Raw genomic sequence first — 12,414 nt, forward strand, 5'->3', positions numbered from 1 at the left:
CGTTGGCATATCACCCTGTCCGTTGGCATATCACCCTGTCCCGGTTTCTGCGGGACTATCTTTACATTCCGTTGGGCGGCAATCGCAAAGGAAAAGTACGGGAGTTGATCAATCTTGTTCTGACCATGCTTTTGGGCGGTTTATGGCACGGTGCAGGATGGACATTCATCATTTGGGGTGGACTGCACGGAGTATTCCTCGTGGCAAACCATGGCTGGAGAAAATTCATGGCCTCCTACCTATCCAAAAAAGCACAGAGCAATTTGCTTTACAGACTGGTTTGCCTTGCGTTCACTCAACTTGCTGTCGTAATTGCCTGGGTGTTTTTCCGTGCGGAAAACGTTGAATCGGCAGGGCGCATGCTGAAAGCGATGTTTGGTCTAAGCTCCGCTTCAGGTGGCACCTATAGCCCCGGAAATGCCGTATTGGTACTGGCGGGATACCTGCTTTGTCTTTTGGCCCCCAACGTCAACGACATGTTTAAGAAATTCAATGTAGGCCTGACAACTTACGACAGCTCCGCGACGTGGAGCGCTATCGACTGGCAATTCAAATTCTCCTTTAGATGGGCTGCATTCATAGCTTCCTGTTTACTAACGGCACTCGCGGTGCAAATACTGCGCGAAGGTTTGTCGCCTTTTCTCTACTTTCAATTTTGACGTCGGCATTTCTCGCCGACTTGGACCATGATTTCAGAAACTCAATTCGAAACCAGAAGTATGGGGAGCTCATCACGCTTATTTCTGCTGATGGTTGCATCTATGGTCGCGGCCGGCACTGCGGCTGTGTGTGCGGTTTTCACTTACCTCTATGTCGTGCAAGGCCTGGATCATCTCACCGCCATCCCATCACGCGAGGGAGGCGCCTGGTATCAGGATCTTGGGGGTCTGAAGGTGACCGAAATTCAGGATCAAGACCTGTTTTTCCATGACATCGGCAATTCAATAGAGCATGCCAAACGTGCCGATGTCATTATTCTTGGCTCCTCTCTGGCGTCCTTTGGCTTCAACAACGCGACGCTAGAGGCAACGATAGAAAAGCGTTATGGCCTCAAGGTCTATAACATGGCTTTCGTCGGGATCGCCGGTGGGGAATTCGCCAAGCAGATCATCAAAAAACATCAGCTCAAGCCAAAACTTTGGATCATCAATGCCGACGACGGTGGCGGCGGCGGGAATTTCTTCAGCCGTAGCATGGTTCGTGCATTCAGCGCGGACGTAAAAGTAATTCCAGCCTCTGAAAGTAGTCGCCCTAAAGCGTACTTCAATGTATTGCGCAGAAATATTCGCTGGAGAATTGAGTCGCTGGGAAAGACGCCATTCTTTTCATACTGTTTCCCATCTTCCAGTTCACCACTTATTCCCATGTTTTATCGAAACGCGACAACAGGTGAGGCCGATATGCGCGCCTTTCCCAACTATTTGTCTGAGAACAATGCAGTGGTACAACCCGCTCGTTCAACTGATTGCCATACCAGCCAAGAAGTCATAAAGATTGCACGCGAGTACGTCTCCGCGATCGGGGGAAAAGTGGTGCTGACTGTCATTCCAAATACTCACGCATGCACTCAACAAGCCAGGGAAATCGCGCAAGCACTAGACATAGAGGTCGCCATTCCATCAAAAACAGCCTACTCAAGCTGGGACAAAGGCGGCCATCTCGACAAGAAAGGCTCAATCCAAATGACTGAAGATATTGCACTTGCACTGACAGAAACACAGACATTCAAAGACCTTGTGAAGGCTCGTTAATGTAGGTAATCCGCTTGTATGCGGTTCTCACTACTTCCACAGAGCTCAAAAATTCAAATGAACACATCAGTGGCAGTCGTCATCCCGAACTACAACGACGCGAAGTACCTTTCGCGGGCGGTCCGGTCGGTGATGAATCAGAGTGTTCCCGCCGATGAAGTCATTGTGGTGGACGACTGCTCTACCGACAACAGCATGGAAACGATCCAGGCCCTGGCTGCGGAGTTTCCGGCCCTTCGCGTGACCCGGCATGAGGTCAACCAGGGGGTGTATGGCGCCATCGCCACGGGCCGGGCTGCCACGGCCTCTGACTATGTCATGTTTGTCGCGGCCAACGATTTCCTGCTGCAGGGGCTGATGGCCCGCGCCAAAGATTGTCTGGGGCAGCATCCCGGTGTGGGCTTGTGGTCGTCAATGGGATGGCTGGTGGATGAAGAGGACCAGCTGCTGGGGCCGATTGCCATCACCGTGCCGTCCATGCATGACCAGTATTTCTCGCCGGTGCAGTGCCGTGAGCTTGCGCGCCGTTTCGGCAACTGGTTTGCGGGCCCTTCTGTCGTTTACAACAAGAAGCTGATGGAAAGTGTTGGCGCCTTCAACCCCGACTACCGCGGCCTGGCTGATCTGGTCTGCGCATTGATGGTGGCCGCCAAGGCCGGGGCAGTGTTTACGCCAGAGCCGCTGGCCGTCGTCCGGATGCACGCGGGCAGCTACCTGTCGTCTACGTTTGCACAGGCCAAATCCCTGATGGAGATTCTTGACAAGCTGTCTCGCAATGCACCTGCCGTGGCGCCTGAGCTCTTTGATGCAGCGTTCATTGAAAGAAGCATCCGGCGTTTTGTTTTTGCGGCCATCAACAAATCTCGCGCGCAGATGCTTACCGATTTCGCACCCATACTGCCCGACGGACCGGCCAGCCGGCTACGGTGGATTCAGGCCCTGGTCCCTGAAAAGCTGGCCCGCGTTCGCATGGCACTGGCTTTCGTGGCGCTGCGCAGTTTTGACATCGGCGTCAGCCTGTGGAACCGGACGATCCTGTGCCGCCTGATTTCGAGGCGGCACGCGGGCAACTACGGCGCAGCCAGCAGCATTATTCGCAAATAGGGGCCAGCATCGCGATGCAGGTCACGCTTGCAACCCCTTTGCAGGCATCCCTCAAGCAGGCAGCTCTGCGTTCGCCAGAGAAGAACCCATCTGGTCTTTGGCAGAGAGCACTGGGCTGATGCCGGCAGGCCACGTGATGCCCAGTGCCGGGTCATTCCAGGCAATGCAGCGCTCCTGGGCCGGGGCGTAATAGTCTGTTGTCTTGTACAAAAAATCAGCGCTGTCACTGAGCACCATGAAGCCATGGGCCAGGCCGGGCGGCACCCACAGCTGCTGGTTCGCTTCTTCATTGAGTTCAAGACCGAACCACTTGCCAAAGGTGGGCGACGACCGACGGATATCCACAACCACATCAAAAACCGAGCCACGTACAACGCGCACAAGCTTGCCCTGTGGCTGGCCCAACTGATAATGCAGGCCGCGCAAGACACCTTTGGTGGAGCGGCTGTGGTTGTCCTGCACAAAGCTGAAGCGGGTGCCGGTTGCGTCATTGAAGTCGCGCTGGTTGAAGCTTTCAAGAAAGAAGCCGCGCGCGTCCCCGAAGACACGAGGCTCAACCACCATGACGCCCGGGATGCTGGTCTCAGTGGCCTTCATCACGATTTGCCTTCTTCAAGCAAACGCAAAAGATACTTTCCGTACGCATTCTTTGCCATTGGCTCGGCAAGACTGGCAAGCTGGCTATCGCTGATGAACCCATTACGCCAGGCAATTTCTTCCGGGCAGGCGATCTTCAGCCCCTGCCGGCGCTCCAGCGTGGCAATGAATTGCCCCGCCTCCAGCAGGCTGTCGTGCGTGCCGGTGTCCAGCCACGCATAGCCGCGCTGCATGATCTGCACGCTGAGCTGGCCGCGCTCAAGGTAATGCTGGTTAACGGCGGTGATTTCGAGTTCACCGCGGGGACTGGGCTTGATGGATTTGGCAATCTCCACCACCTGTGCATCGTAAAAATAAAGGCCTGTCACGGCATAGCTGCTTTTGGGTACGGCCGGCTTTTCTTCAATGCTGATGGCCTTGCCTTCTGCATTGAAAGCCACAACACCATAGCGTGCGGGGTCCTGCACATGGTAAGCAAAGACGGTCGCGCCGGTATCGCTGGTATCGGCCCGTGTCAGCAGGCTTTGCAGGTCATGGCCATAAAAGATGTTGTCGCCGAGCACCAGCGCACTGGGCGCGCCATTGAGGAATTTCTCACCAATGATGAAGGCCTGCGCCAGCCCGTCCGGCGTGGGCTGCACGGCATACTCCAGTTTCATGCCCCACTGGGAGCCATCACCCAACAGCTGCTGAAAGCGCGGCGTGTCCTGCGGCGTGCTGATGATCAACACCTCACGTATACCCGCCACCATCAGCGTACTCAGTGGGTAATACACCATGGGTTTGTCGTACACCGGAAGCAACTGCTTGCTGATGGCAAGCGTTGCCGGATGTAGCCGGCTGCCGGACCCGCCGGCCAGGACAATGCCTTTGCGTTGTGTCATGGGAATTTTCAGGTTATTTCGGTCAACATGCGGGCCACGCCCGGCTGCCAGTCAGGAAGGGCCAATCCGAACCTTGCGCGGAGTTTAGCGGTGTTCAGCCGTGAGTTTTGCGGACGGGCAGCCGGTGCAGGGAATGCGCTGGCAGGTACCGGCTCCACCGTCATCGCTGATGCTTTCAGCGTGTGCCCGGCCTGAAGGGCGGTTTCGACCACAAATTTTGCGTAACCGTGCCAGGACGTTTCGCCGCCCGCAGCAACATGGTAGGTGCCAGCCGCGTTTTCGACTGTGCCCGCTACAGCACTACGCACCATGTGGGCAGTCACGTCGGCAAGCAGGTCCGCGCCTGTTGGCGCTCCGAACTGGTCATTGACAACCGATAGCCTGTCGCGCTCGCCGGCCAGCCGAAGCATGGTTTTTGCAAAGTTGGCACCGCGCGCGGCGTAGACCCAACTGGTGCGCAAAACGAGGTGTTTGGCACAGCGCGATGCGATGCGATGCTCGCCTTCGAGCTTGGTATGGCCATACACGCTGAGCGGGCCGGTAGGGTCTGTCTCATCCCAGGGCTTGCTGCCGCTGCCGTCAAACACGTAATCGGTTGAATAGTGGACCAGCCAGGCTCCCACGCTGTTGGCAGCTTCCGCCAGCACACCCGGGGCAACCGCATTCACGGCATGCGCGGTTTCCCGGTCGCTTTCGGCCTTGTCGACAGCGGTGTAGGCTGCCGCGTTGACGATGACATCGGGCTGAAACTTTTGCACGGTCTGCGCCAGCCCCCTCACGTTGGCCAGGTCACCGCAATACGCAGTGCTGTGGCGGTCCAGCGCAAGAAGCTCGCCCAGCGGCATCAGGCTGCGCTGCAGTTCCCAGCCGACCTGGCCATTCGCGCCAAACAACAGAATCTTCAAGCCGATGCCTCCTGGGGCTGCCCGTAGTGCCGCGCCGTCCATTCCCGGTAGGCTCCGCTTTGCACATGGGCCACCCAGTCGGCATTGGCCAGATACCACTCCACTGTTTTGCGAATGCCGCTTTCAAAGGTTTCTGCGGGTGCCCAACCCAGCTCGGTATGGATTTTCCCGGCATCAATGGCGTAGCGCCGGTCATGACCAGGGCGGTCCTTCACGTACGTGATCTGCTCGGCATACGCAGCGCCGTCGGCGCGCGGACGCAGTTCATCCAGCAGCGCGCAGACCGTATGGACGATGTCGATGTTGCGTTTTTCGTTCCAGCCACCGACGTTGTAAGTCTCTCCGGGCTTGCCAGCCTCCAGCACACGGCGCACCGCGCCGCAGTGGTCTTTGACATACAGCCAGTCGCGCACCTGCTGGCCGTCGCCATAGACCGGCAGCGGCTTGCCGGCAAGCGCATTGACGATCATCAGCGGGATCAGCTTTTCCGGGAAATGATAGGGGCCGTAGTTGTTGCTGCAGTTGGTCGTGACGACCGGCAAGCCATAGGTGTGGTGGTAGGCGCGCACAAGGTGGTCGCTCGCCGCCTTGGATGCTGAATACGGGCTGTTCGGCTCGTAGCGATGGGTCTCGGTGAACGCGGCATCGGCGGGCGCGAGCGAGCCATAGACCTCGTCGGTCGAAACATGCAGCAGGCGAAACCCGGTTTTTGCATCGCCCTCAAGCGTGCTCCAGTAAGCCCTGACGGCTTCGAGCAGGCGAAAGGTGCCGACGACATTGGTCTGGATAAATTCCTCGGGGCCGAGGATAGAACGATCAACATGCGACTCGGCCGCGAAATGGACCACCGCGCGCGGCCGGTGGGTGGCCAGCAACTGCCCGAGAAGGGCTGCATCGCCAATGTCACCCTGCACAAAATGATGGCGGCTGTCACCGTCGAGCGAAGCCAGATTTTCGCGGTTGCCCGCGTAAGTCAGCTTGTCGAGGTTGACGACCGGCTCCGCCGCGGACTGCGCCAACCAGTCCAGGACAAAGTTGGAACCGATGAAACCGGCGCCGCCAGTTACCAAAATCATGGGATTGCCTTTTTTGACGTTGCAGGCAGCCGTGCAGGCTGCTCGCCAGGACCGGAATTATCCCATGGCAATCCACGCACCGGGCCAGGCCGGCCCGGCCTGGCCAGCGTCAGAAATGAATCCCGCGCATCATCTGCTGCATCGCCACCGCTTCGGCCGACAGCGTCGGTTTGGCGCTCTTGTCGCCCTTGGCGGCCGATGAATCGGGGAACATACGGAAGCTGGTGTTCATGGCGATCTGGGCGATGCGCGGCACCAGCGCATGCATGAGCTGGCCGGTGATGCCCAGGCGAGTGGCCACGCGCACCGGCTTGAAGATACAGGCCTGCGCAATCATGTCGGCGGCCTCTTCAGGGGACAGCGTGGGCACGTTGTTGTACAGGTTGGTCGGCGCAATCATGGGCGTGCGCACCAGCGGCATGTTGATGGTGGTAAAGCTGATGCCCACATCCGCGAACTCACTCGAGGCGCAGCGTGTCCAGGCGTCCAGCGCGGCTTTGGAGGCCACATAGGCCGAAAAACGCGGCGCATTGGTCAGCACGCCGATGGAGCTGATGTTGACCACATGGCCCTTGCGCTTGGCCGCCATGCCGGGCAACAGCCCCATGGTCACGCGCAGGCAGCCAAAGTAGTTGAGCTGCATGGTGCGTTCGTAATCGTGAAAGCGGTCGTAGCTGGCCTCAATGGCGCGGCGGATGGAGCGGCCCGCGTTGTTGATGAGGAAGTCCACGCCGCCATGGTTGGCGATCAGCTCCTTGATGAAACGGTCGCAATCCACCATGTCCGCGATGTCGGCCGGGTACGCCACGAAGTTATAGCCCTTGGCCTTGGCTTCCTTGCAGGCTTCGTCGAGCTTGTCCTGGTCGCGCCCGCAGATGATGGTGATGGCACCCGCATCGGCAAACTTGTGCGCAGCCGCCAGGCCGATGCCTGACGAACCACCGGTGACCAGCACCACCTTGCCATTGACCGTGCCACGCAGCGACCGGTCGATATGCAGGTCGGGATCCAGGTGGCGTTCCCAGTAATCCCAGAGGCGCCAGGCGTAGTCTTTCAGGTTGGGGCATTCGATGTTCGAGCCCTTGAGCGCGGCCATGGTGTCGCGGCAGTCAAAACGGGTCGGGTAGTTGACAAACGTCAGCATGTCTTCCGGCAAGCCCAGGTCGGCCAGCACCGCATTGCGTACGCGGCGCACGGGGGCCAGCGCCATCAGGCTCTTTTTGACGCCGCGCGGAATGAAGCCCAGCAGGGCGGCATTCACGAACAGGTTCATCTTGGGCGCATGGGCTGCGCGGCTGAAGATGTCCAGCACATCGCCGACGCGGTAGCCCACCGGGTCCACCAGGTGAAAGCATTTTTTGGCAATACCGGTTTTGTGGCTGAGGTGGTCCAGCGCAGCGACGACAAAATCGACCGGAACAATGTTGACTCGCCCGCCTTCCAGCCCCACCGCCGGCATCCAGGGCGGCAGCAGCTGCCGCATGCGCTGGATCAGCTTGAAGAAGTAATAAGGCCCGTCGATCTTGTCCATTTCGCCGGTGGTGCTGTCGCCGACCACCATGGCGGGGCGAAACACCGTCCACGGCACCTTGCATTCCTTGCGCACGATTTTTTCGCTCTCGTGCTTGGTCATGAAATATGGGTGCTCGTAGTTTTCGGCTTCCTCGAACATGTCCTCGCGGAACACGCCTTCATAGAGGCCGGCGGCGGCGATGGAGCTCACATGGTGAAAGTGGCCGGCGTCAATGGCCTTGGCAAATTCCACCGTGTTGCGGGTGCCGTCAATGTTGACGGCCACCTGGCTTTCCTCGTCGGCGCCCAGGTCATACACCGCAGCGAGGTGGTAAAAATGCCCGACCTGGCCCTTGAGCTTCTTGATGTCTTCACTGCTGACACCGAGCTTTTTGCTGGTCAGGTCGCCGTGCACGGCCACCGCACGGGCAGCAGGCACACCCCAGTATTCCCTCAGCGCCGCCACTTTGCCGGCGCTTTCCTTGCGGATCAGGAAATGAACGGTCGTTCCTTTTCGTTCCAGAAGTTTTTTTACCAGGCGCTTGCCAATGAAGCCTGTGGCCCCTGTAACGAAATAATGCATTTGTGTTTCCTCCGCTGAACGGCCAAGTCAAAAAGTGATTCTTGCTTAAAGGGCATGACTCTCTATTCAGCAGAAACCCGCGCTCAGCCGGCCCGGGCGTGCTTTTCCATAGAGCCGCATGCCTAGAACCTGTTCACGGTCTAGAACACAACACCTAAACGCCGCCGCGTGGAGGGCTTATATTTTCCCCGTGCGTGCGGCATACTGCCCGCGAAGTTCCATAACCACAAACTGTCTGGAGTAAACCATGGTCAAGAAACTGCAAAAAATGAGCGCTGACAAGAAGTCCGGTCCACAGCTGTCCGGTGCCGTCAAGGAATCCGCCCAGCAAATCTGGCTGGCCGGCCTGGGCGCATTCTCCAAGGCGCAGGAAGAAGGCGGCAAAGTGTTTGAGACCCTGGTCAAGGAAGGCCTGTCCATCCAGCGCAAGACCCAGGCCGTGGCTGAAGGCAAGATTTCTGAAGCCACCAACAAGATGGCCAGCATGGCCACCGACATCCAGTCCAAGGCCGGCCACCAGTGGGACAAGCTGGAAAACATCTTCGAAGACCGCGTGGCCAAGGCCCTGAACAAACTCGGCGTGCCTTCCGCCAAAGACGTGGACGCCCTGATCGCACGTATTGACGAGCTCAACCGCAATGTGCAAAAAATGGGCGGCAAGCCAGCAGCCAAAACCGCAGCGGCAAAACCCGCTGCGAAAAAGGCGGCCCGCCCCGCGGCCAAGCGCCCTGCCGCGCGCAAGTCGGCTTAAGCACGGCGACCTCACAAGAAAAGGGACATGTCGTCCCTTTTTTTACGCCTGTGCGCAATCACCCAGCGCCCTGACTTTGCTGCAAAGCAGCAAATAGTTCCAGGGCCGCCGTCTACACTTTCCAGCCATGACCCAAGCGAAGCCCGCAAAAAATAAACGCCCTGCAAAACCGCGCATCGCCCTTGCGTTGTCGGGCGGTGGTCATCTAGCTGCTACGCAGCCAGCCGACCCGGCAAAGATGACGAAACGGTCCGCCGCCCGGCCGCGCATTGCTTTGGCACTCTCTGGCGGCGGCCCGTTGGGCGCCATCTACGAAATCGGTGCACTGTGCGCGCTCGACGAGTCCCTGCAGGGGCTTTCATTCACCGAACTGGACCACTATGTCGGCGTGTCCGCAGGCGGTTTTATCGCGGCGGGCCTGGCCAACGGCATGACGCCGCGCGAGCTGTGCGCCGCCTTCATTGAAAACGGCGACCAGGCGTCCGAAGTGTTTGACCCGGCCTGGCTGATGGTGCCGGCGTATGGCGAATTCTTGCGGCGCGGCATCATGCTGCCCGGCCTGCTGGCGTCGGCGGCCTGGCGTGCCACCTTCGGGCGCAAGTCGCTGGTCAATGCGCTGGAGGCACTCGGCCCGGCCTTGCCGACCGGTGTTTTCTCCAATGACGAAATCGACAAGCGCCTGGCCGCGCTGTTTTCCAAACCCGGCCGCACCAACGACTTCCGCCAGCTCCGCACGCGCCTGACGCTGGTCGCGACGAATCTTGACAGCGGGGACGCCGCGCCCTTCGGCCGCCCCGGCTGGGACCACGTGCCCATTTCCAAAGCCGTGCAGGCCAGCTCGGCCCTGCCGGGCCTGTTTCCGCCGGTGGAGATCGACAGCCACTACTACGTGGACGGTGCACTGAAAAAGACCATGCACGCCGGCGTGGCGCTGGACGACGGCGTTGACCTGATGTTTTGCCTGAACCCGCTGGTGCCCTTCAACGCGACCCGCGCACCCGCGCTGGCCATGAACCAGCGCGTCATGCGCCGCGGCCTGCCGGCCGAAAAGCAGGCCATTCCGCGCATCGTGAACGGTGGCCTGCCCGCCGTGATGAGCCAGACCTTCCGCTCGATGATCCACTCGCGGCTGGAGCTCGGCATGAAGCACTACGCGCATGCCTATCCCGGCACCGACATCGTGCTGCTGGAGCCCGACGCCCGCGACACCGAGATGTTCCTGGCCAATACCTTCAGTTACCGGCAGCGCCGCGAGCTGGCCGAACACGCCTACCAGAACACCCGGCAGATGCTGCGCTCGCGCAAGACCACGCTGTCGGCCACGCTGGCGCGGCACGGCGTGTCGCTGAACGTTGACGTGCTGGAAGACCCCCGGCGCCACCTGGTGGCCGAAAGGCCTGCCGTCACCCGCGTGGGCCGCGCCATTGCCTCGCTCGAAGACGTGATGGAAGATTTGAGCCACGCGCTGCGGCCCGCCGCGCACAAGCTCCCCGCGTCGGCCCGGGCTTAACCCAAAGGTTTGCCAAAGGTGCATGCCATGCCGTTCACCCTGTTGCAAACCGCCGTGCGGATTGATGGACTTCCCTAGTGTCGCCCGGGGAAACGCTGGGTTAGAGTAAAGAACAACACGAGGTAGACAACTTATGGCGAAAAAAGCGCCGCGCCGTACAGCAGAGCGGATCCTGGAGGTCACCCTGGACCTGTTCAACCGCTTTGGCGAGCCCAATGTGTCGACCACGCTGATCTCTGCCGAGCTCAGCATCAGCCCCGGCAACCTGTACTACCACTACCCGGCCAAAGACGAGCTCATCAACTCGCTGTTTGACCGCTACGAGAAATCCCTGAGCGAGCTTCTCAATGCCAGCGACGGCGTTCGCGATGTGGAAGATGCCTGGTTTTTCATGCACACATTGTTCGAGCTGATCTGGCAGTACCGCTTTTTGTACCGCGACCTCAACGACCTGCTGAGCAAGAACCGCCGCCTCGAAACCCACTTCCAGTGGGTGCTCAAGAACAAGACCCGCGCCGTGAAAGCCCTGCTGGACGGCATGAGCCGCGCCGGCGCCGTGACGATTGATTCGCGCGAGGTCGAGGCCACGGCCACCAGCATGGTGGTGGTGCTCACTTACTGGCTGAGCTTTGAGTACGTGCGCGACCCGCGCAACGCGCTGGAACCAGCCAACGCGCAGGCCGCGCTGCTGCGCGGCGCGCACCACGTGCTCAACCTGCTGATTCCCTACCTCGAACAAGGCCAGCGCGCGCACCTGCAGGCGCTGGTCGGGGCTTACAGCAACCCGGCTTGAATTCCGTCAAACTGCCGTCATTCATAACACCAACAATTTTTACCAAGGAGACAACAAAAATGGCCAAATGGACTGCCTTTCCCCACGCCGGCGACTACACATTTGATGCTGCCAGCCTGAAGAAGAGCTGGGCCCGCCTGCACCAGGGCGACTGTGAGCCCCTGCCCAAGGATGCCGATGTGCTGCAGGCCTGGGCGCTGTTTCATAACGGCGACTTTCAGAAAGCGGCGGAAGCCGGTACCAAGGCCGGCGGCGACGGCATCACCGTGGCCAACAAGGCCACCAGCATGTACGCCACCTACCTCGAAACCAAGGAAAAAGCCAAGCTGGACATGTTCATGGAAGTGGCTGCACGCGCCGAAGCCCAGCAAAAAGCCGACCCGAAGAACGCCAATGCCTGGTACTGGCAGGCCTACGCGCTGGGCCGCTACAGCCAGGGCATCAGCGTGGCCAAGGCGCTGGCCCAGGGCCTGGGGACCAAGGTGAAGAATTCGCTGGAGCAGGCCATCAAGCTGTCACCCAAGCACGCAGACGCGCACATTGCGCTGGCGGCCTTTCATGCCGAAGTGATCGACAAGGTGGGTTCGCTGATCGGCGGCATGACCTACGGCGCCAAAAAAGACATCGGCCTGGCGCTCTACAAGGACGCGCTCAAGCTGAACCCGGGCTCGGCCATCGGCATGATCGAATACGCCAACGGCCTGGTCATGCTGGAAGGCGACAAAAAAATGAAGGAAGCCACCAAGCTGTACGAACAGGCCGCAGCCAGCAAGCCGCTGGACGCCACCGAACGGCTGGACGTGGAGATGGCCAAGGCCGAGCTCGAGGACTGAGCCGGCACCGGAAAGCCTCACCGCAACATTCCCGCCAGGGCCCGCGCGTCGCAAGGCGCACGGGCCCTGCCTGTTTGTCGCTACTATTTTGATAGCTGTTCGCGCCCGTCAGTAT

The 12,414-nt window shown here is 59.7% G+C and carries 12 protein-coding genes; 7 read left to right on the forward strand and 5 right to left on the reverse strand.

Annotated elements, in window-relative coordinates:
• The 3 genes from AC1DYQ_RS19835 to AC1DYQ_RS19845 all read left to right on the forward strand — a co-directional run.
• Positions 1 to 659, forward strand: a 659-nt coding sequence (locus AC1DYQ_RS19835; protein WP_477688229.1) for an MBOAT family O-acyltransferase, incomplete at its 5' end; no start/stop codon positions are given.
• Positions 660 to 686: 27 nt separating this feature from the next.
• Positions 687 to 1,751: a hypothetical protein gene (locus AC1DYQ_RS19840; protein WP_477688230.1), complete on the forward strand. Its 1,065-nt coding sequence runs from the start codon at positions 687 to 689 to the stop codon at positions 1,749 to 1,751.
• A 57-nt stretch (positions 1,752 to 1,808) separates the two neighbouring features.
• Positions 1,809 to 2,855: a glycosyltransferase family 2 protein gene (locus AC1DYQ_RS19845; RefSeq protein WP_477688231.1), complete on the forward strand. Its 1,047-nt coding sequence runs from the start codon at positions 1,809 to 1,811 to the stop codon at positions 2,853 to 2,855.
• A gap of 51 nt (positions 2,856 to 2,906) precedes the next feature.
• Here AC1DYQ_RS19845 and rfbC read toward each other — a convergent pair whose 3' ends face one another.
• From rfbC to AC1DYQ_RS19870, 5 genes are all read right to left on the reverse strand, one after another.
• On the reverse strand, positions 2,907 to 3,452 hold the full coding sequence (gene rfbC, locus AC1DYQ_RS19850; RefSeq protein WP_477688232.1) for a dTDP-4-dehydrorhamnose 3,5-epimerase: 546 nt from the start codon (positions 3,450 to 3,452) through the stop codon (positions 2,907 to 2,909).
• A complete protein-coding gene (gene rfbA, locus AC1DYQ_RS19855) occupies positions 3,452 to 4,336 on the reverse strand; it encodes a glucose-1-phosphate thymidylyltransferase RfbA (RefSeq protein ID WP_477688233.1) in 885 nt (294 codons plus the stop codon). Before rfbA ends, rfbC begins: the two co-directional genes overlap by 1 nt.
• Before the next feature lie 8 nt (positions 4,337 to 4,344).
• Positions 4,345 to 5,241 carry a dTDP-4-dehydrorhamnose reductase gene (rfbD, locus tag AC1DYQ_RS19860; RefSeq protein ID WP_477688234.1) on the reverse strand — a complete coding sequence of 299 codons (897 nt, stop codon included), beginning with the start codon at positions 5,239 to 5,241 and terminating at the stop codon, positions 4,345 to 4,347.
• Entirely contained in the window at positions 5,238 to 6,317 is a 1,080-nt protein-coding gene (rfbB, locus tag AC1DYQ_RS19865) for a dTDP-glucose 4,6-dehydratase (protein WP_477688235.1), read from the reverse strand. Before rfbB ends, rfbD begins: the two co-directional genes overlap by 4 nt.
• A gap of 109 nt (positions 6,318 to 6,426) precedes the next feature.
• Positions 6,427 to 8,412: an SDR family oxidoreductase gene (locus AC1DYQ_RS19870; RefSeq protein WP_477688236.1), complete on the reverse strand. Its 1,986-nt coding sequence runs from the start codon at positions 8,410 to 8,412 to the stop codon at positions 6,427 to 6,429.
• Positions 8,413 to 8,659: 247 nt separating this feature from the next.
• On the opposite strand from AC1DYQ_RS19870, the gene AC1DYQ_RS19875 reads away from it, so the two are divergent.
• The 4 genes from AC1DYQ_RS19875 (at position 8,660) to AC1DYQ_RS19890 (ending at position 12,299) form a co-directional block, all read left to right on the forward strand.
• Positions 8,660 to 9,163, forward strand: coding sequence for a phasin family protein (locus tag AC1DYQ_RS19875; protein WP_431098472.1), 504 nt, complete (start codon positions 8,660 to 8,662; stop codon positions 9,161 to 9,163).
• A gap of 238 nt (positions 9,164 to 9,401) precedes the next feature.
• On the forward strand, positions 9,402 to 10,673 hold the full coding sequence (locus AC1DYQ_RS19880) for a patatin-like phospholipase family protein (protein ID WP_477688237.1): 1,272 nt from the start codon (positions 9,402 to 9,404) through the stop codon (positions 10,671 to 10,673).
• Positions 10,674 to 10,806: 133 nt separating this feature from the next.
• Positions 10,807 to 11,466, forward strand: coding sequence for a TetR/AcrR family transcriptional regulator (locus AC1DYQ_RS19885; protein WP_477688238.1), 660 nt, complete (start codon positions 10,807 to 10,809; stop codon positions 11,464 to 11,466).
• A gap of 59 nt (positions 11,467 to 11,525) precedes the next feature.
• Entirely contained in the window at positions 11,526 to 12,299 is a 774-nt protein-coding gene (locus AC1DYQ_RS19890; protein WP_477688239.1) for a tetratricopeptide repeat protein, read from the forward strand.
• Positions 12,300 to 12,414: the final 115 nt, after the last annotated feature.

It is taken from the genome of Polaromonas sp. P1_F4 (genome assembly GCF_056405675.1).